The 18,051-nt window shown below is 74.3% G+C and carries 18 protein-coding genes, 2 rRNA genes and 2 pseudogenes; 3 read left to right on the plus strand and 19 right to left on the minus strand.

Going from position 1 to position 18,051, the window contains the following annotated elements; all coding sequences use genetic code 11:
• Positions 1 to 2: 2 nt before the first annotated feature.
• The 5 genes from N912_RS0146320 to N912_RS0146340 form a co-directional block, all read right to left on the minus strand.
• Positions 3 to 602, minus strand: a complete 600-nt coding sequence (locus N912_RS0146320) for a TetR/AcrR family transcriptional regulator (RefSeq protein WP_028927784.1) — start codon at positions 600 to 602, stop codon at positions 3 to 5.
• Positions 603 to 611: 9 nt separating this feature from the next.
• The gene (locus tag N912_RS0146325; protein ID WP_028927785.1) at positions 612 to 998 is read right to left on the minus strand and encodes a hypothetical protein; all 387 of its coding nucleotides are present in this window, start codon (positions 996 to 998) and stop codon (positions 612 to 614) included.
• Between the two features lie 40 nt (positions 999 to 1,038).
• The gene (locus tag N912_RS0146330) at positions 1,039 to 1,659 is read right to left on the minus strand and encodes an NUDIX domain-containing protein (protein WP_028927786.1); all 621 of its coding nucleotides are present in this window, start codon (positions 1,657 to 1,659) and stop codon (positions 1,039 to 1,041) included.
• Positions 1,656 to 3,359 carry a CTP synthase gene (locus N912_RS0146335; protein WP_425415402.1) on the minus strand — a complete coding sequence of 568 codons (1,704 nt, stop codon included), beginning with the start codon at positions 3,357 to 3,359 and terminating at the stop codon, positions 1,656 to 1,658. Before N912_RS0146335 ends, N912_RS0146330 begins: the two co-directional genes overlap by 4 nt.
• A gap of 113 nt (positions 3,360 to 3,472) precedes the next feature.
• Positions 3,473 to 4,123, minus strand: coding sequence for a helix-turn-helix transcriptional regulator (locus N912_RS0146340; protein ID WP_028927788.1), 651 nt, complete (start codon positions 4,121 to 4,123; stop codon positions 3,473 to 3,475).
• Between the two features lie 161 nt (positions 4,124 to 4,284).
• Between N912_RS0146340 and N912_RS64840 the strand changes: the two are divergent.
• Positions 4,285 to 4,443, plus strand: a pseudogene (locus tag N912_RS64840) (cbb3-type cytochrome c oxidase subunit I); the annotation flags it as partial.
• 20 nt (positions 4,444 to 4,463) lie between these two features.
• Here N912_RS64840 and N912_RS66300 read toward each other — a convergent pair.
• The 4 genes and pseudogenes from N912_RS66300 to N912_RS0146360 form a co-directional block, all read right to left on the minus strand.
• Positions 4,464 to 4,580, minus strand: a pseudogene (locus N912_RS66300) (DUF3040 domain-containing protein); the annotation flags it as partial.
• 75 nt (positions 4,581 to 4,655) lie between these two features.
• Positions 4,656 to 5,597: a copper transporter gene (locus N912_RS0146350; protein ID WP_028927789.1), complete on the minus strand. Its 942-nt coding sequence runs from the start codon at positions 5,595 to 5,597 to the stop codon at positions 4,656 to 4,658.
• The gene (gene steA, locus N912_RS0146355; protein WP_028927790.1) at positions 5,598 to 6,791 is read right to left on the minus strand and encodes a putative cytokinetic ring protein SteA; all 1,194 of its coding nucleotides are present in this window, start codon (positions 6,789 to 6,791) and stop codon (positions 5,598 to 5,600) included.
• A 94-nt stretch (positions 6,792 to 6,885) separates the two neighbouring features.
• Positions 6,886 to 8,322, minus strand: coding sequence for an FAD-dependent monooxygenase (locus N912_RS0146360; protein ID WP_028927791.1), 1,437 nt, complete (start codon positions 8,320 to 8,322; stop codon positions 6,886 to 6,888).
• Positions 8,323 to 8,406: 84 nt separating this feature from the next.
• Between N912_RS0146360 and N912_RS0146365 the strand changes: the two genes are divergently transcribed.
• Positions 8,407 to 9,381: an Lrp/AsnC family transcriptional regulator gene (locus N912_RS0146365; RefSeq protein WP_028927792.1), complete on the plus strand. Its 975-nt coding sequence runs from the start codon at positions 8,407 to 8,409 to the stop codon at positions 9,379 to 9,381.
• Here the strand turns inward: N912_RS0146365 and recN are convergent.
• The 8 genes from recN to N912_RS0146405 form a co-directional block, all read right to left on the minus strand.
• Positions 9,368 to 11,167: a DNA repair protein RecN gene (gene recN / locus N912_RS0146370; protein ID WP_028927793.1), complete on the minus strand. Its 1,800-nt coding sequence runs from the start codon at positions 11,165 to 11,167 to the stop codon at positions 9,368 to 9,370. The two genes, N912_RS0146365 and recN, sit on opposite strands and share 14 nt — an antisense overlap.
• A 45-nt stretch (positions 11,168 to 11,212) precedes the next feature.
• Positions 11,213 to 12,130 carry an NAD kinase gene (locus N912_RS0146375; RefSeq protein WP_028927794.1) on the minus strand — a complete coding sequence of 306 codons (918 nt, stop codon included), beginning with the start codon at positions 12,128 to 12,130 and terminating at the stop codon, positions 11,213 to 11,215.
• The gene (locus tag N912_RS0146380) at positions 12,127 to 12,945 is read right to left on the minus strand and encodes a TlyA family RNA methyltransferase (RefSeq protein WP_028927795.1); all 819 of its coding nucleotides are present in this window, start codon (positions 12,943 to 12,945) and stop codon (positions 12,127 to 12,129) included. The genes N912_RS0146375 and N912_RS0146380 overlap by 4 nt, the downstream gene beginning before the upstream one ends.
• Positions 12,946 to 12,949: 4 nt before the next feature.
• Entirely contained in the window at positions 12,950 to 13,114 is a 165-nt protein-coding gene (locus N912_RS64845) for a hypothetical protein (protein WP_169748079.1), read from the minus strand.
• Positions 13,111 to 14,172, minus strand: coding sequence for an HAD-IIA family hydrolase (locus N912_RS59090; RefSeq protein WP_051581745.1), 1,062 nt, complete (start codon positions 14,170 to 14,172; stop codon positions 13,111 to 13,113). The genes N912_RS64845 and N912_RS59090 overlap by 4 nt, the downstream gene beginning before the upstream one ends.
• Positions 14,169 to 15,701: a hypothetical protein gene (locus tag N912_RS63045; protein WP_084212023.1), complete on the minus strand. Its 1,533-nt coding sequence runs from the start codon at positions 15,699 to 15,701 to the stop codon at positions 14,169 to 14,171. The genes N912_RS59090 and N912_RS63045 overlap by 4 nt, the downstream gene beginning before the upstream one ends.
• Positions 15,702 to 15,760: 59 nt before the next feature.
• Entirely contained in the window at positions 15,761 to 16,417 is a 657-nt protein-coding gene (locus N912_RS0146400; protein ID WP_028927796.1) for a DedA family protein, read from the minus strand.
• Between the two features lie 102 nt (positions 16,418 to 16,519).
• Positions 16,520 to 16,786, minus strand: coding sequence for a GlsB/YeaQ/YmgE family stress response membrane protein (locus N912_RS0146405; RefSeq protein WP_425415403.1), 267 nt, complete (start codon positions 16,784 to 16,786; stop codon positions 16,520 to 16,522).
• A 133-nt stretch (positions 16,787 to 16,919) separates the two neighbouring features.
• On the opposite strand from N912_RS0146405, the gene N912_RS0146410 reads away from it, so the two are divergent.
• The gene (locus N912_RS0146410) at positions 16,920 to 17,681 is read left to right on the plus strand and encodes a phosphotransferase (RefSeq protein ID WP_211261641.1); all 762 of its coding nucleotides are present in this window, start codon (positions 16,920 to 16,922) and stop codon (positions 17,679 to 17,681) included.
• Positions 17,682 to 17,743: 62 nt separating this feature from the next.
• On the opposite strand, the gene rrf is transcribed toward N912_RS0146410, so the two are convergent.
• Both rrf and N912_RS0146420 read right to left on the minus strand, forming a co-directional pair.
• Positions 17,744 to 17,860: ribosomal RNA gene (gene rrf, locus N912_RS0146415) — 5S ribosomal RNA — on the minus strand.
• Positions 17,861 to 17,946: 86 nt separating this feature from the next.
• Positions 17,947 to 18,051, minus strand: a 23S ribosomal RNA gene (locus tag N912_RS0146420); the annotation flags it as partial.

The raw sequence follows: 18,051 nt of genomic DNA on the forward strand, positions 1-18,051 counted from the left end.
GGCTATCCGACCGCCCCGGCCAGGAGGATGTCCGCGAGGGCGTCGGCATAGTGAACCGGGTCGATGTCGGGGTGCTCGTCGAGGTAGGCGAGCATCATGTCGATCGCGCCCTGGTAGGTCACCGCCATGACCCGGGTGTCGAACCCGCGCAGGGTGCCTTCCTCCTGACCGCGGCGGAACAGCATCTCCTGGGCCCGGTAGGTGTCCTCGTAGTCGGCGAGGGTGAGGCGGGGCAGCCCGTCCGGTCCGCGCAGGTTGTGGGTGATCCGGGTGAGCGCCCTGAACTCGGTCGAGTGGGTACGTCCCAGCTGTGCGGCATGGCGCAGCGCCGACCGGATCACGTCCGGGACCGGCGCGGTGAGATCCAGCTCGGACGCCACGGCGTCGCGCAGCTCGGTCATCGTGACCCGCGCGGCGGTCGCCATCAGGTCGTCCTTGGTCCCGAAGTAGTGCGAGACCAGGCCCTTGGACACACCGGCGGCCCGTGCGATGTGGGCCAGGGATGCGTACTCGTAGCCGCGCTCGGACACGACCTCGAGGGTGGCGCGGATGATCTGCTCGCGCCGCCGCTCCTCCCCGAGCCGTTCGCGTGGCCTGGACACCGCGCGCTCCTACGCCTGCCGCCGCGCCCGCGCGACGCACCCGAGCAGGAGCAGCATCACGGCGGCAACCGCGACCATCTCGCCGCGCATCCAGGTCGGGAAGGCACCGGGCAGGGATGCCTCGACGACGTTCACCACCAGCAGCACCGCCGCGATGATCCCCACCGCTCGCAGCGCCCGTGCGCTGCCGCGATTGGCGGCCCGCAGCCGCAGCGGCAGCACCACGGCGAACACCGCGACGATCACCGCATGACCCCATGCCTCCTCGGTCGCCAGCCGTGAGGCGGCCTCGGACAGCACCGCCAGCGCCACCAGCGTCCCGAGCACGAGTGCGACGTAGACCCAGGCGACGACGTTGACGGCGCCCAGGTCGCCGGAGAACCGCTTATTGACCACGTGGCCAACACTATTGGCCGCTCGGTCAATAAGCAAGCCGTCAGCTCGCGGCGGACGCGAACGCGGTCGGGCGGTCCGGCCACGGCGAGTCCACCGGCCGGGGCCGCGCCACCCCCGAGAGCACGGCGTGCACCGCCAGCACCGCCGCCGCCGAGACCGCGTTGACGATCTCGCCGGCCAGCACCGACCGCACCGCCTCCTCGACGGGCACCCAGCTCAGCTCCAGCTCGGACTCCTCGTCGTCGCCGAGGTCCGGGCGGGGCACCTCCGAGAGCCCCCTGGCCAGGTACGCCCGCACGCTCTCGTCGCTGAACCCCGGCGAGGGCACCAGGTCCAGCAGCACCGACCACTCGGACGCCGCCAGCCCGGCCTCCTCCGCCAGCTCGCGCGCCGCGGTCGCCGCCGGGTCCTCCCCGGCCACGTCGAGCAGCCCGGCCGGCAGCTCGGCCAGCCGGCGGCGCACCGGGTGCCGGTACTGGTGGATGACGGCCAGCCGACCGTCCGCGTCCAGCGCCGCGATGGCCACCGCGCCGGGGTGCTCCAGGATCTCCCGGGTGGCGACGCGGCCGCCGGGCATCTCCACCTCGTCGGCGCGCACCGCCATCACCCGGCCCCGGTAGATCTCCCTGCTGCCCCTGACCGGGAATGCGTGCCGGGTCACCAGGCCATCCCGGCGTGCTCCGGCGCCTCGCCGGGCAGCTCCACGGGCAGCCGGTCCGCCGCCCGGTAGCGCATGGCGGCCGCCACGAACGCGCGGAACAGCGGGTGCGGCCGGGTCGGGCGGCTCTTGAGCTCCGGGTGCGCCTGGGTGCCTACGAAGAACGGGTGCCTCTCCTCGGCCAGCTCCACGAACTCCACCAGCCGACCGTCCGGCGAGGTGCCCGACACCACCAGCCCGGCCTCGATCAGCTTGTCCCGGTACTCGTTGGCCACCTCGTAGCGGTGCCGGTGCCGCTCGGAGACCCGGGTGGTGCCGTAGGCCGCCTCGGTGACGGTGCCCTCGGCGAGCAGGGCCGGGTAGGCGCCCAGGCGCATGGTGCCGCCCATGTCCCGCTCGCCGGCCACCACGTCCTCCTGGTCGGCCATGGTGGAGATCACCGCGTGCGGGGTGTCCGGGTCGAACTCCGCCGAGCTGGCGCCGTCCAGCCCGGCCAGCGAGCGGGCCACCTCGACGACCATGCACTGCAGGCCCAGGCACAGCCCGAGCACCGGGATGCCGCGCTGGCGGGCGTACCGGATCGCGCCGATCTTGCCCTCGATGCCCCGGATGCCGAACCCGCCGGGGATGAGCACGCCGTCCACGCCGGCGAGCGCGTGGGCCGCGCCGGCGCCCTCGCAGTCGTCCGAGGTCACCCAGGTCACCTCGACGTGCGCGCGGTGGGCGAACCCGCCGGCGCGCAGCGCCTCGGTCACCGAGAGGTACGCGTCGGGCAGGTCCACGTACTTGCCGACCAGCGCGATCCTGACCGTCTCCTTCGGGTGGTGCACCCGGTCCAGCAGGTCGCCCCACACCGTCCAGTCCACGTCCCGGAACGGCAGCCCGAGCCGGCGCACCACGTAGGCGTCCAGCCCCTCGGTGTGCAGCACCCTCGGGATGTCGTAGATCGACGGGGCGTCCGGCGCGGCGACCACGCCGTCGCAGTCCACGTCGCACATGAGGCTGATCTTGCGCTTGAGCGCGTCGGGGATCTCCCGGTCGGCCCGGCAGACCAGCGCGTCGGGCTGGATGCCGATGTTGCGCAGCGCCGCGACCGAGTGCTGGGTCGGCTTGGTCTTGAGCTCGCCGGACGGCGCCAGGAACGGCACCAGCGAGACGTGCAGGAAGAAGCAGTTGTCCCGGCCCACGTCGTGGCGGATCTGGCGAGCGGCCTCCAGGAACGGCAGCGACTCGATGTCACCGACGGTGCCGCCCACCTCGGTGATCACCACGTCCGGCACGCCGCCGAGGGCGTCCGGCGCGGCCATGCCCAGGATCCGGTCCTTGATCTCGTTGGTGATGTGCGGGATGACCTGGACGGTGTCGCCCAGGTACTCCCCGCGCCGCTCCTTGGCGATCACCGTGGAGTAGACCTGGCCGGTGGTGACGTTCGCCTGGCCGGACAGGTTCCGGTCCAGGAATCGTTCGTAGTGACCGATGTCGAGATCGGTCTCGGCGCCGTCCTCGGTGACGAACACCTCGCCGTGCTGGAAGGGGTTCATCGTGCCGGGATCGACGTTCAGGTAGGGGTCCAGTTTCTGCATGATCACCCGCAGGCCGCGAGCGGTGAGCAACTGGCCGAGGCTGGAGGCGGTGAGTCCCTTGCCCAGAGAGGAAGCAACCCCGCCGGTGACGAAGACATGCCTGGTAGCGCGCGTCTGCACGGACACTCACGGTAACACTGCTTGGGCCATTCGCGCGCCCGACGCGGCGGATTGGTCCGACTGTGATCGCATATAACCGTGTGGGGTAACGCCGTACCTGCTCAGGAGCGGGGTCAGCGGGCCGCCGGTTCGAGGTCGGCCAGGCAGGCGGTGGGCTCGGCGAAGGGACGCAGGTCGGTCGCGACGATCGGGGCGCCGAGCTGGTCCAGGGCTCCCTGCATCAACCCCAGGTGCAGCTTGCACACCAGGTCCCGGTGCGGCTCGGCCAGCTCCAGGAACGGGCAGTGCCGCAGCCGGATCCGACCGGCGCCGGACCGGTCGACCAGCCGCTCGGGTGCGAAGTCGAGCTCGTCGAGCATCGTGACGAGCCGGTCGACGGCCTCCTCGGCGTCCACGGTGTGACCCGGCACGGGCCTGGCGACCAGGTGAGCCCCCCACAGCCGCCCGGCCCCGGTGGCGGACCCGGCCGGCTCGTCACCGGCGGCGAGATGGCTGAGCAGGATCTCGGCCAGCAGCCGGTAGCGACGCGTCCCGCCCCTGGCCAGGCCGGGCCGCGCCCGGTAGCTGATCGGAGGCCGGCCCCGCCCGGAGGGGGCGTCCGTGATCCGGTCGATGACCCCGTCGTCCACCAGCGCCTCGAGGTGGAACCGCGCGGTGTTGGCGTGCACGCCGACCCGCTCGGCCACCTCGGCCACCCCGACCGGCCGCCCGGCACCCTGGATGACGGCGAGGACCCGTTCTCGACGCTCACTCACCGCACCCATCCTTCCTCGCCACGCAGGTCCGCGCAGGTCACCGTGGCGTTGGCTAATTTAACACGAATAGCCCTTGTAAAAATAGTTCGTGGCTGGTGAGCTGGTCGCGTTGCCCACGGTGCTGGACGTGCGCGAGATCCCGCACGGGCAGCTACAAGACGATGATCTGCGCGACGATCGCGATCGCCGGCCTGTCGTCGGCCGTGTGGGCGCACCACATGTACGCCACCGGCGCGGTGCTGCTCGCGTTCTTCTCCTTCACGAGCTTTCTCATCGCCATTCCGACCGGCCTGAAGTTCTTCAACTGGATCGGCACCATGTGGCGCGGGCACACCGCCAGGCGGCGCGCCCCGCGGTCGAAAGCCTCGGTGAAGCGGGGATCCTCGATCACGAGCTCCCGCTGAATCCTGTCCAGTGTCTCGCGTTCGTGGTCGCTGAGCATGACACACCTCCTCGGGTGCATCATCAACTTCACCAAAATGGCACTATTTTTACAAGAGCCAATAGTGTCAAATGGTGTGTGGGACGTGCCACCGCCGAGCTAGCCGGTCGATGCGCCCGGGATCGGCGCCTGCGCGTTGGCCGCCTCGCCGTAGCGCCCGGCCCGTCCCTCGGCCTGTTCCCGCAGCGCCAGCACGGTGGCCACCCTGCCGACGGCGGTCTGTACGTCGTCCACCGTGGACAGCGTGGACGAGGTGGTGGGGTCGGCCCGGACCACGCCGACCGCCCCGGTGGCCCGCTCCACCCCGGTGCGCCCGGCGAGCACCGCGCCGCCGCCGACCCGGTCCAGCTCGCCGGCCAGCCGGGCCAGCGTGGCGGCGCGCTCGGCGGAGTCGGGGCCGGCCAGGCCGCCGCCGGTGAGCACGACGGCGAGCTGCGCCGGGGCCGGCTTGGCGCCCGCGCGCAGGAAGCCCGCCTCGGTGAGCCCGGTGATCGCGGCGGTGCCCTGGTCCGCCGCGCGCCCGTTCGCCTGCCCGTTCGCCTTGGTCAGCAGCACGCTGCCGAGCAGTCCGCCGACGAGGCCGCCGGCGTCGGTCGCGGCGGGCAGCTGGGCGCCGCTGGGCAGCAGCCGGGTGCTCAGGTCGCGGATGGCGTCCGCGCGGGTCGGGTCGGTGATGGCCTCGGTGAGGCTCAGCTCGCCGGTCACCGCGCCGCCGGCGTCGGTCACCAGCTGGCGCACCGCGTCCCGGTCCACCGGGTCGGCGTCGGCGGCCGTCACCAGTACCACCTTGCGCTGGTCGAGCTGGCCCTTCACCACGCTCGGGGCCACCGTGGCGGTGAACCCGTTGGCCGCCCGCTGCCGGGCCTCCAGCTCGCTGCGCTGGGCGCTGAGCGCGTCGATCTGCTTGGTGAGCTGCTCGCGGTCGCCGGCCACCACGGCCAGCAGGTTGTGGCTGACCCCGGTGGAGCCGAGCACCACCCCCACCGCGAGCGCCAGGAACACCGCGACCAGCGAGACCAGGTGGTAGCGCAACGTCAGCATCTACAACCATCCCGTGACGGTCCCGAGCAGCCACAGCCAGCCGCGGTCCAGGTAGCCGAGCAGCGCCGGCCCGGCGTCGGACACCAGCAGCGTGACCACGGTGGCCAGCAGCACCGCGCCGACCAGCATGGCCACCGCGCCCGCCGAGACCGGGCTGCGGTACAGCGCGGCCACCGCCCGCCCGTCCACCAGCAGGCTGCCCACCCGCAGCCGGGTCAGGAACGTCGAGGCGTTGCTGCCGGCCCTGCTGCGGTCCAGGAACTCCGCCAGGGTGGCCTGGAAGCCGATGGTGACGATCAGGCTGGCGCCGTGGTGGTGGGCCAGCAGCAGCGCGAGGTCCTCCGGGTTGCCGGAGGCGGGGAAGGTCACCGCGCCGGCTCCGAGGTCCTGCACCCGGTGCAGCCCGGGCGCGTGGCCGTCCGCGAACGCCGGGACGACCACGTCGGCGCCGCAGGTCAGCGCCCGGTCGGAGATCTCGGCCGGGTCGCCCACGATCAGGTCGGGACGGTGCCCGGCACGCCATAACGCGTCCGCGCCGGCGCCCACGCCGACCAGCACCGGGTGGTACTCCTTGATGTAGCGGCGCAGCGCGGCCAGCTCCTCGGAGTGGTCCGCGCCGGTGGCCACCACCAGCACGTGGTGCCCGGCCAGCGGGACCCGCACGTCCGGCACGCCGATCCCGTCCAGCAGCAGCGCCCGGTCCTGGCGCATGAACTCGATGGTGTTCGCCGAGAACGCCTCGAGCTGGTTGACCAGCCCTTCCTTGGCGTCGTGCATGGCGGTGGCCACCGAGTCGGCGGTCTGCGCGACGCCCTGGGCGACCAGCTCCTCGCCGAGGTATACCGCGCCGTCGTGCACCCTGACCTTGGCGCCGTCCCTGACCCGGCGCAGTACCTCCTCGCCGAGCCCGTCGACCAGCGTGACGCCCGCCTCGATCAGCGCGTGCGGCCCGAGGTTCGGGAACCGCCCCGAGATGGACGGCGCGGCGTTGACCACCGCGACGACCCCCGCCGCGACCAGCGCGTCCGCCGTGACCCGGTCCACGTCGATCTCGTCCAGCACGGCGATGTCGCCGGGACCCACCCGCCGCAACAGCGCGTCGGTGTTGCGATCCACCCGGGCCGTGCCGGACAACCCCGGCAGCTCACGACGGTCCCTGAGCGTGACGGCGGAGAGCAAACCGGACATTTTCATGGCGCTGATGGTGTCAAGCGCCGGTTGCGAGTCCCGGGATTTGACACGGCGAGTCGGGCTTCTTCGGCGCGCCGCGCTTGACCCCTGGTGCGGGTCAGGCGCGGCCGAACCAGGTCTTCAGCGCGCGCTCGACGGTGCCGGGGCCGTGTGCCCAGCAGACGTGGCCGTCCGGGCGGACCAGGGTGAGCTCGGTGGGTGCCTGGGCGCGGTCGACGCGGTTGACGCGGTCGGGCGCGCCGGGCAGGTCGGCACGCGGCTCCGGGTGCAGCAGCAGGCCGCGCCCGGTGCGCAGGAGCTCGGCCACCCGGGTGGGGCGGCCGTCCACGACCAGGTCCAGGTCAGGCATCCGCATGCCGACCAGCGGGTCGTCACCGCCGAGCGGGTAGCGGATGTCCAGGCCGGTCATCATCCCGGCGAGCGCCCGGCCGGTGTCCGGCAGCGTCAGCAGCTCGCCGATCAGCGCGCGCAGCGGGCCTCGGTCGGGGTTCGCGGTGCCCGGCCAGTCCATCAGCAGGCTCTGCGCGCGGGTGTTGGCCAGCACCCCGGCGCCTACCGGGTGGCGTTCGTGCTGGTAGCTGTCCAGCAGGCCGGGCGGCGCCCAGCCGCGCACCGAGGCTGCCAGCTTCCAGCCCAGGTTGACGGCGTCGCCGATGCCCAGGTTCATGCCCTGGCCTCCCAGCGGCAGGTGGATGTGCGCGGCGTCGCCGGCGAAGAACACCGGGCCGTGCCGGTAACGGGCGAGCTGCCGGGCGGCGTCGTCGATGCGCACCGCGCGGCGCAACTCGACCAGCTCGACCTCGCCGCCGTAGACAGCCTCGATGCCCCGGCGCAGCTCCTTCTCGGTGACCGGGGTGTCCCGGTCGCAGGCCGGCGGCGAGCCGGGGCCGCCGAGCACCAACCGGCGCAGGCCGTCCTCCAGCGGGAACTGCAGCGCCCAGTGCCCGTGCTCGCTCGCGGCGTGCCCGACGACGGTGGCGGACGCGCCGGTGAGCACGACATCGGAGATCACCGCCGTGCACGTCCCGGGGCGGCCGGGGAAGTCGATGTTCAGCGCCTTGCGGACCGTGCTCCGGGCACCGTCGGCCGCCACCAGGTAGCGGGCGCGGTGCCGGCGCGGGCCGTCGACCACCACCGTCACACCGTCGGCGTCGGCCAGCACGTCGACCACCGGGTGGCCCCAGAGCACGGGCACGTCGAGGCCGGCCAGGTGGTGTTCCAGGAACGTCTCGATGGTGGCCTGGGTGACGAAGTAGCCGGGGTGGCGGCTGGGCCAGCGGCCGAAGTCGACGGGCAGCCCGGCGAACTGGCCGACCCGCACCTCGGGGTAGTCGCCCGTGGCGAGCAGCGGCTCCAGCAGGCCGCGCTGGTCGAACAGCTCCGCCGTGCGCGGCGTGACGCCGCCGGCCCTGGACAGCTGGCTGCGCGCGGCGAGCCTCTCGAAGACCACCGGCCTGGCGCCGCCCAGCGCCAGCTCGGCCGCGGCCATCAGCCCGGTCGGGCCCGCGCCCGCCACGATCACGTCGAAGTCCATGTCCCGAATGTGGCGGCCGGCGGGGCGAGGGGTCCATCAGTCGAGCTGAAGGCGACATTTTTCGGCGTTGCATAGGCTCAAGTGGTGAAATCCGACTCGTACGACGACCTCGACCGCCAGCTCGTACACGCGCTCCAGGTCGACGCGCGGGCCGCGTTCAGCCGGATCGCGGCGGTGCTGGGGGTCTCGGACAAGACGGTCGCGCGCCGCTACGCCCGGCTGCGGTCCTCCGGGGCGGTGCGGGTGGTGGGTCTGGCGGACCCCTACCTGGGCGGGGGGATGCCGTGGCTGGTCAGGGTCCGCTGTGCGCCGGCCGCGGCGGGCGAGGTGGCGCGGGCGCTGGCGCGCCGGGTGGACACCGCCTGGGTGCGCCTCACCTCGGGCGGCACCGAGATCGTGTGCGCGCTGCGCGGCGGGGCCGACCGGGACGGCGAGGCGCTGCTGCTCGAACACCTGCCGCGCACGCCCCGGATCGAGCAGGTCAACGCGCACTGCCTGCTACACGTCTTCTACGGCGGCCCGCTGAGCCTGATCGCCAAGCAGGGCGCGCTCACCCCCGACCAGGTCCGCCGCCTGCAACCGGAGCCGACGGCCGGGCGGGACACCCCGCTGTCCGACGAGGACCGGCGGCTGGTCGAGGCGCTCGGCCGGGACGCCCGTGCCGGGTTCGGCGAGCTGTGCCGGGTCACCGGCTGGTCACCGTCCACGGTGCGGCGGCGGCTCGCGGAGCTGCGCGGCGGCGGGGCGCTGTACTTCGACGTCGACTTCGACACGCGCATGTTCCCTGGCCGGGCGGTGTGGACGATGCTCTGGCTCACCGTCGACCCCCGGTCGCTGGACGCCGCCGGCAAGGCCCTGGCCGGTCATCCCGAGGTCGCGTTCGCCGCCGCCACCACCGGCGCCACCAACCTGCACGCCAGCGTGGCCTGCGCCAGCGTGCCCGCGCTGTACGAGTACCTGACCCACCGGGTCTCCACCCTGAACGGCGTGCGCGCGATCGAGACCGCACCCGTGCTGCGGGGCGTCAAGCACGCCGGGCCGCTCCTCAGCGGGCGGTAGCCTTCCTGGCCTCCGCCTTCTCCCGGCTCGCGGTGGCCAGCAGCTCCTCGGCGTGCGCCCGGCCGGTGCTGGTGTCGTCCAGGCCGGCCAGCATCCGGGCCAGCTCGACCACCCGGTCCGGCTCGCCGAGCGTGCGCACCCGGCCCTTCACCACACCGTTGCCCGAGGCGCCCCGCTTGTCCACCACCACGTGCCGGTCCGCGTACGCGGCCACCTGCGGCAGGTGGGTCACCACGATCACCTGGTGGCTGGCGGCGAGGCGGGCCAGCCGGCGCCCGATCTCCACCGCCGCCCGGCCGCCGACCCCGGCGTCGACCTCGTCGAACACCATCGTCGGCACCGGGTCCGCGTCGGCGAGCACCACCTCGAGCGCGAGCATCACCCGGGACAGCTCGCCGCCGGAGGCACCCTTGTGCAGCGGCACCGGCGGCGAGCCCGCGTGCGGCACCAGCCGCAGCTCCACCTCGTCCACGCCGTCCGGCCCGGCCGCCACCCAGCGCCCGCCCAGCTCCAGCCCGCCGCCGTCGCGGCCGCCGTGCGCCGCCGGCCCGTCCAGCTCCCGGCGGGACAGCTCGACCAGCAGCCGGGCGTCCGGCATGGCCAGCCCGGACAGCTCCTCGGTGACCGCCCCGGCGAGCCGCCCGGCGGCCTCGCGGCGCGCCGCCGACACCGCCTCGGCGTGGCCGGCCAGCTCGCCGGCCAGCTTGTCGCGGCGGGCCTCCAGTTCGGCGATCGCCTCGTCGCTGGTGTCGATGCCGGCCAGCCGCTGCTCGGCCTGCTCGGCCCAGCGCAGCACGCCGTCGGAGTCGGCCGCGTACTTGCGGGTCAGCGCGCGCAGCTCGGACTGCCGCGCCAGCACCGCCTGCAGCCGCTCCGGGTCGGCGTCCAGCGACTCCAGGTAGCCGCCCAGCTCGTCGGCCACGTCGCCGAGCAGCACGGCGGCCTCGGCGAGCCGGGGCTCCAGCCGTTCCAGCGCCGGGTCGCCCGCCCCGCCGAGCAGCCTGCGCGCCTCCCCGAGCAGGCCCAGCGCCCCGGGCGGCTCGTCGACGGCGGCGCTCGCCTCGCCGTCCCCGCCGGCCACCGCCAGCCGGGCGCCACCGGCCGCGGAGCGCAGGTCGTCGGCGGCGGCCAGCCGGCGCGCCTCCTCGACCAGCGCGACGTCCTCGCCGGGCTGGGGGTTCACCGCGCCGATCTCGGACAGCCCGTGCCGCAGCAGGTCCGCCTCCCTGGCCAGCTCGCGCGCGCTGTCGCGTCGTTCGACCAGCTCGGCGCAGGCCTGGCGCCACCGCTCCCGCACGTCGCGGTAGTCGGCCAGTGGCCGGTCCACCGCGTCGCCGGCGAACCTGTCCAGCACCGCCCGCTGCTCGCCGGCGCGCATCAGCCGCAGCTGGTCGTTCTGCCCGTGCACGGCCAGCACCGCCTCGGACAGCCGGGACAGCACGCCCACCGGCACCGAGCGGCCGCCCAGGTGCGCGCGGGAGCGGCCGTCCGCGTTCACCGTCCGCACCGCGATCAGCGTGCCGTCCTCGTCGGCCTCCGCGCCGACCTCCTCGGCGATGCGCAGCGCCGGCTCACCGGCCGCGAACCGCCCCTCCACCAGCGCGCGGCCGACGCCCTCGGACACCCGCGACGACTCCGCGCGGCCGCCGCCGAGCAGGGTCAGCCCGGTGACCACCATGGTCTTGCCCGCGCCGGTCTCGCCGGTGAGGACGGTCAGCCCCGGGTGCGGCTCGAGCGTGGCGTCGTCGATGACGCCAAGCCCCTGGATCCGCATTTCGGCCAGCATGCGCGGCAGTCTATGACCGGGGACCGACGTACCGAGGCAGGACGGTCACCTTGGCTCCGGTGGTGTCGGCGCGCCGCGCCAGCCGCGCACCGGCAGCGCGAACTTGCGCACCAGCCGGTCGGTGAACGGCTGCTCGCGCAGGCGCACCAGCCGCACCGGCAGCTCGCCCTGGGCCAGCTCCACCCGCGCGCCCGGCGGGACCGGGATGGTCCGCCGCCCGTCGCACACCAGCACGGCCGGATACCCCCTGGCGTCCACCTCGATGGCCACCGCCGAGCCGGGCGAGATCACCACCGGCCGGGCGAACAGCGCGTGCGCGGCCAGCGGCATCAACAGCAACGCCCGCACCTCCGGCCAGATCACCGGGCCGCCGGCGGAGAAGGTGTACGCGGTGGACCCGGTCGGGGTCGCGCACAGCACCCCGTCGCAGCCGAAACCGGTCAGCGGCCGGCCATCCACCTCCAGCACGACCTCGAGGATCCGCTCGCGGCTGGTCTTCTCCACGCAGGCCTCGTTGAGCGCCCAGGTGCGGCGCACCGGCCCGCCGTTGATCACCACCGCCGCTTCCAGCGTCATCCGCTCGTCGACCTGGTAGTTGCCCTCGATCACGGCGGTCACCGCGTCGTCCAGCGACTCCGGGTCGGCCTCGGCGAGGAACCCCACCCGGCCCAGGTTCACCCCGAGCAGCGGGATGCCGGCCGGCCTGGCCAGCTCGGCCGCACGCAGCAGCGTGCCGTCGCCGCCGAGCACCAGCACCACCTCGGCGCCCTCGGCGGCCTCCGGGCCTGGCTCGACCGGGATCGGCTCCATGCCGGGCGGCAGGTCGACGGGCAGCTCCAGCAGCTCGTCGGCGAAGATGCGCAGCCGTATCCCGCCGTGCGCCAGCCGGCGCACGACGCCCGCGGCCACCTCCTGGTTCGCCTTGCGCCCGGAGTGCACCACCAACAACGCCTCGCGCGTCACTGTGGCCCCTCCCGTACCGCACGCTCCAGCATGTCGCGCACGTCCTCCTCGGGGCGCCGGGCGTCCTCCCCGGCCCGTAGCCAGACGAAGTACTCCACGTTGCCGGCCGGGCCTGGCGCCGGGCTGGCCACCGCGCCCTGGACCCACCAGCCCAGGCCGGCGGCCTCGGCGGCGACCTCGGCCAGCGCGTCGCGCCGGGTGGCCGGTTCGCGCACCACTCCCCCGGCGCCCACCCGCGCCCGGCCCACCTCGAACTGCGGCTTGACCATCGGCAGCAGGTCGCCGTCGCGCGCGGTGCACGCGGTCAGCGCCGGCAGCACGGTGCGCAGCGAGATGAACGACAGGTCCGCGACGGTCAGCGTGGCCGGGCCGCCGATCTGGTCGGGGGACAGCGCCCGGACGTTGGTGCGGTCCAGCACCCGCACCCGGTCGTCGCTGCGCAGCCGCCAGGCGAGCTGGCCGTAGCCGACGTCGACGGCCACCACCTCGGCGGCGCCCCGGTGCAGCAGCACGTCGGTGAACCCGCCGGTGGACGCGCCGGCGTCCAGGCAGCGCCGGCCGGCCACGGACAGCCCCGCCGGCTCGAACGCCGCCAGCGCGCCGAGCAGCTTGAGCGCGCCCCTTGACGCCCAGTCCGGGCCGTCGCCCTCGCGGACGACCACCGGGGCGTCGGTCTCCACGGCGGTCGCCGGCTTGCTGGCGGCCACCCCGCGCACCAGCACCCGGCCGCCCTCGATCAGCTCGGACGCCTGCTGGCGGGACCGCGCCAGTCCGCGCCGCACCAGCTCGGCGTCCAACCGCGCCCGGCGGGGCACCGCCTCACACCCCGTCGATCGCCGACAACGCATCGGTCAGCGCCGCGTGCACCCGCTCGAACGCGGCCACGTGCTGGGCGGTCGGGCGGGCGTCCAGCCCGTCCAGCGCGTCGGCGATGGCCGGTGACGGGTCGGGGCTCGGACTCGGCGCGGGTTCGTGCGGGTTCATCGCTCTCCCACGCTAGCCGACTTCTCCGCCGGCCCTGCGCCCAACGCGCCGCTGAGCCGAAGCGCCGCCACCGCCCGGGCTGCCACCGCGCCGTCCGCGCGGACCCTGACCTGGCCGCCGCCGGCGTCCCAGTGCACGGCGCACAGCGTCCGCAGCGCGGCGATCGGGTCGGGATCGGCGCCGCCCGGCCCGGCGTCCACCCCGAGCACCAGCTCGCCGCCCTCGCGCCGGGCCCGCCACGGCGCCTGGACGGCCACCCCCAGCCGGTCCGGGTCGTCGGCGTGCAGGGCGGCGAGGTCGGCGCCGATGTAGCGCGGGCGGTGTGGTGCGGCGGCGGTGAGCGCGGCGGACGGGTCGGACACGCCGGTGAGCACCAGCAGGCTGGCCAGCCCGGCCGCGTTCGCGCCGGCGATGTCGGTGCCGAGCCGGTCGCCGACCATCAGCGGACGCCTCGCGCCGGTGCGGCGGACGGCCTCCTCGAACAGCCCGGGCTCCGGCTTGCCCGCCACCAGCGGGTGTTCCCCGGTAGCCACCGCGAGCGCGGCGACCATGGCCCCGTTGCCGGGCAGCTCGCCCCGCTCGTCGGGCAGCGTGGCGTCCAGGTTGCAGGCCACCCACAGCGCGCCGGCGCGGATGGCCAGGCAGGCCTCCGCGAGCAGCGCCCACCCGGTGGTCGGGGAGTGCCCCTGCACCACCGCCTGGGCGCCCTCGCCTCGGGGGGTGAGGGTCAGGCCGGACTCCGTGACCTGGCCGGCCAGCGCCTCGGTGCCGACCACGAGCACCGGCGAACCCGGCGCCAGCCGGTCGGCGGCCATCGCGGCGGCGGCCTGGCCGCTGGTCACGACGTCGGACGGGGCCGCGCCGAAGCCCAGCTCGCTCAGGTGGTCGGCCACCTGGCCGGCGTTGCGCGAGCCGTTGTTGGTCAGGAACACGACGCGCTTGTCGGATTGCACGGCGGCCACCGCCTCCGGCGCGCCCGGCAGCGCGGTGCTGCCCCGGAACAGCGTGCCGTCGAGGTCGAAGAAGAACGCGTCGTACCGGTCGGCGAGTCCGCTCACGAGCTCGCCCCGCCGGTCACTGCCGGGTCGGCCTCGGCGCTCGGTTCTTCGCCCAGCTCGACGAGCCGGTCCGCCGCGTCGGTCTGCTCGTCCTCGTCGGCGTCCTCGGCGTGCAGGAACCAGCGCACCGCCTCCTCGCGCCGCCCGGCGGCCAGCAGGGCGTCGGCGTAGGCGTAGAACAGCCGGGCGGTCCACGGCTCGCGCCGCGCCGGGTCCAGCTCGGGCACCTGCAGGCCCAGCACGGCGGCGTCCCGCTCGCCGAGGTCGCGGCGGGCCCCGGACGCCACGATGAGCAGCTCGATCGCCTCCGCGCGGTCCAGCTCGCCGGCCTCCGGTCCGCGCGCGAGCTCGAGCGCGCGCTCCGGGCGGCCCAGGGCGCGCTCGGCGTCGGCCATCACGGCGAGGTGGCCCGGCCCGCCGCCCATCCGGCGGGCGGCGCGCAGCTCGGCCAGCGCCTCGGCCCACTCGCCGGCGTGGTAGGCGGCCAGCCCGGCCGCCTCACGCACCACCGCGATCCGCGACGCCTTGCCCCGGGCGTAGCGCGCGTGCGCCAACGCCCGCTCCGGTTCGTCGAACAGGAGGCTGCCGGCGGCGACCAGGTGCCTGGCGACCTCGTCGGCGACGTCCCGGCGAAGGCCCCTCAGGTCGCGCCTGACCTCGGCGTCGAGCTGCACGTCCTCCAGGCCTTCCGGGAGCGTCGGGGCCGGCGTCCTCGGCGCGCGCTCGCCACCGCGGTCCGCGTCCGGCCGCGCCCTGTCCCTCGGCCCGCGTCCGGCCTCGTCCCGCCGGCGCTCGAACCGCCCCCGATCGCCCTGACCGCGCCGATCGCCGCCGGGCCGCTCGCCACCGGGCCGCCGGTCGTCACGCTCCCGTCGGTCCCGACCAGCCCGCCGGTCCTCGCCGGCACCGCGCCCGTCACGCTCGCGCCCACCGTCACCCGGCCGCCGCCTGTCGTCCTCGCGACGCCCGTACCCGGGCCGCCGGTCGCCGTGATCCCCGCGCTCGTAACCGGGCCGCCGACCGTACGGCTCACGCTGCCCGTCACGCGCCCGCCCGCCGCCGGACTCGCCTCGCCGGTCGGGCTCACCCCGCCCGTCGCGCCCGCGCCAGCCACCGGACTCACGCCGCTCGCCGTCGCGCCGCCCCGCACCGGAGCGCCGCCCGTCGGCCGCCGGGCCTCGACCGCCCCCGCCGCGCCGGTCCTGACCGCCATCGTCCCGATCCCGTGCCGGTCCGCGCCACTGCCCGGACCCGGACCCCGACCGCTGGCCGCGCGAACCGTCACCGGACCGCCCCGAGCGGTACCTGTCACCGCCGTCGTCGCGCCGGGGCCGGTCCCGCCCGGCCGCGCCGGCGCCCTCACGCCGGGTGGACCGTGCGCCGCGAGCCGCGCCCGCTCCGCCGGTGCCCTTCGAGGTCCGTCGACGATCCGGCGCCGAGCCACCGGACCCCTGGGACTTCCATCCCGAGCCGTCGCTTCGACGCTCCTTACCACCGCCGCGAGCAGGGTCGGCGCGCCCGTTTGTCATACCGCACAGCCTACGAGACGCGAACCCCGAACCGTCCTCCCCGTGGTGATGCGCCGGGCTCAGCGCGTCCGGTCGGCGACGGTTTCGGACTCGACGGTCACCGCGCCGCCGACCTTCGCCTGCCTGGCGGCGCGACGCTTGACGATCAGCGCGGTCCCCATGCCGCACAGCACGGCCACGATGAGCCCCACCCAGGAGAACCGCTGCAGCCACCGCTCGGCGACCATGCCCAGGAAGTAGATGACCGCCGTGGTGCCGCCCGCCCAGACGATCCCGCCGGTGGCGTTCGCGAGCAGGAACTTCGGGTAGCGCATCCGCAGCGCTCCCGCGAGTGGCCCGGCAAAGATCCGGAGCAGCGCGATGAACCGGCCGAAGAACACCGCCCACACGCCCCACCGCTGGAACGACCGCTCGGCGGCCGCCAGATGGTCGGGCCCGAAATGCCTCGGGAACCGCCGCCCGAGCCGTTCGAACAGCGGCCGCCCGCCCTTGCGCCCGATCGAGTACCCGATGGTGTCCCCGATGATCGCGCCGGCGCTCGCCGCCACGCCCACCCACAGCGGCTCCACCACGTGCTGAGCGGACAACAGCGCCGCACTGACCAGCACGATCTCACCCGGCAGCGGCACCCCCAGGCTCTCCACACCGATCACGACGCCGACCACGATGATGATCGCGACCGGCGGGATCGCCTGTAGCCACTCGTTGATGTGCACGTACGCATCCTGTCATCGACTCGGCGAAGCCAACGAACCCAATCTCGCGGACCCACCCGACCGGCGACCGTGCAACCCCGCGTCGAGCCGATGACTCCGGCGTCAGCTTCTGTTGCGCTTCCTGCCCGTGACCTTGTTGTAGATCACCAGGACGATCACGGCTCCGATCACCGAGCCGATGAGATCAGCCGGCTGAAACCCGCGAAGCCCCACCGTCAGCAACCCGAAGACGAGCCCACCGACCACCGAGCCGACCACTCCCAGCACGATCGTGCGCAGCAGGCCGATGTCGTCCTTCCCCGGCACAACGGCACGCGCGATGAACCCCACGAGAAGCCCGAACCCGAGCCAAACCAGAAGGTTCCACATGATCTCGCCACAGCCCCCACTCGATGCACTCCGGACCGACCTGTCCAGCCGTACCAACGTGCTCGCGGCCGCGGAAGTTTCCGTTCCTGAGAGTGACGAGAATCCAACCGACGGCACGCTAACCTCCGAGTGCGTGGAGGAAGAACCGCTGACCGGCGGGAACACGAGCGCCGGCGTGGTCAGGGTCGGGAACACCGTGCGCCGGCCCGCCGGCCCCTGGACGCCGTCCGTGCAGGCCCTGCTCACCCACCTGCGAGCGGTCGGCTACCCGGGTGCGCCCCGGCCGCTGGGCGTCGACGAGCGGGGACGGGAGGTGCTGGAGTTCGTGCCCGGCTCCGTGCCCTGGCCCGGTCACGTCCACCTGCTGGAGCCGGACAACGCCGTGCTGACCGTCGGAAGGCTGATCCGCGACTTCCACGACGCGGTCGACGGCTTCGTCCCGCCCTCGGACGCCCGCTGGCGCACGCTCATCCCCGCCGACGGCGCCGAGATCATCGCGCACCACGACCTCGCCCCGTGGAACCTCGTCGTCGGCGACCGACGCTGGGCCTTCATCGACTGGGACGCCGCCGCTCCCGGCACGCGCCTCTGGGACCTGGCCTACGCCGCGCACGGCTTCGCCCCGCTGTCCCCCCGGGTACCGGTGCCACGGGCGGCTCGCCGGCTCCGCCTCCTGGTCGACGCCTACGGCCTCGACGAACCACAACGGCGCGAGCTGCTCGGCCTGCTCGCCCCGCGAACCCGGTCCATGTACGACTTCCTCGCCGCACAGTCCTCGGCGGGAACGCAGCCATGGTCCCGGCTCTGGGAGGACGGCCACGGCGCCATCTGGCAAGCCGACGCCGACCACATCGACCACAACGGCCCACGCTGGGAGCGCGCTCTTCTCGACTGACACAAACAAAAAGAGGGGGATGACAGGAACAGGTCCTGTCATCCCCCTCCAAAGAGAAAGAATGTCGGCGGTGTCCTACTCTCCCACACCCTACCGAGTGCAGTACCATCGGCGCTGAAGGGCTTAGCTTCCGGGTTCGGAATGGGACCGGGCGTTTCCCCAACGCTAAAACCACCGACACAACTATCCAACAATCAAACAAACACCACCCCACACAGGTGTGGTTGTTTGCTCAGGGTCACACAGTGGATGCGAACAAACTGCTGCGGTGAAGCCCTCGGCCTATTAGTACCAGTCAACTCCACCCCTCACGAGGCTTCCATCTCTGGCCTATCAACCCACTAGTCTCATGGGGGCCTTACCCCTCAAA

The sequence above is a fragment of the Actinospineispora acaciae DSM 45401 genome, assembly GCF_000620785.1.
In the GTDB taxonomy this organism is placed as follows: Bacteria; Actinomycetota; Actinomycetes; order Mycobacteriales; family Pseudonocardiaceae; genus Pseudonocardia; species Pseudonocardia acaciae.

What these genes read in the sequence shown, in the direction of transcription:
- N912_RS0146350 (WP_028927789.1), bottom strand. Translation starts at nt 5,597, where the DNA reads ATGCTGACGTTGCGCTACCACCTGGTCTCGCTGGTCGCGGTGTTCCTG.
- N912_RS0146360 (WP_028927791.1), bottom strand. Translation starts at nt 8,322, where the DNA reads ATGGACTTCGACGTGATCGTGGCGGGCGCGGGCCCGACCGGGCTGATG.
- recN (WP_028927793.1), bottom strand. Translation starts at nt 11,167, where the DNA reads ATGCTGGCCGAAATGCGGATCCAGGGGCTTGGCGTCATCGACGACGCC.
- N912_RS0146340 (WP_028927788.1), bottom strand. Translation starts at nt 4,123, where the DNA reads ATGGGTGCGGTGAGTGAGCGTCGAGAACGGGTCCTCGCCGTCATCCAG.
- N912_RS64845 (WP_169748079.1), bottom strand. Translation starts at nt 13,114, where the DNA reads ATGAACCCGCACGAACCCGCGCCGAGTCCGAGCCCCGACCCGTCACCG.
- steA (WP_028927790.1), bottom strand. Translation starts at nt 6,791, where the DNA reads ATGAAAATGTCCGGTTTGCTCTCCGCCGTCACGCTCAGGGACCGTCGT.
- N912_RS0146405 (WP_425415403.1), bottom strand. Translation starts at nt 16,786, where the DNA reads ATGTGGAACCTTCTGGTTTGGCTCGGGTTCGGGCTTCTCGTGGGGTTC.
- N912_RS63045 (WP_084212023.1), bottom strand. Translation starts at nt 15,701, where the DNA reads ATGACAAACGGGCGCGCCGACCCTGCTCGCGGCGGTGGTAAGGAGCGT.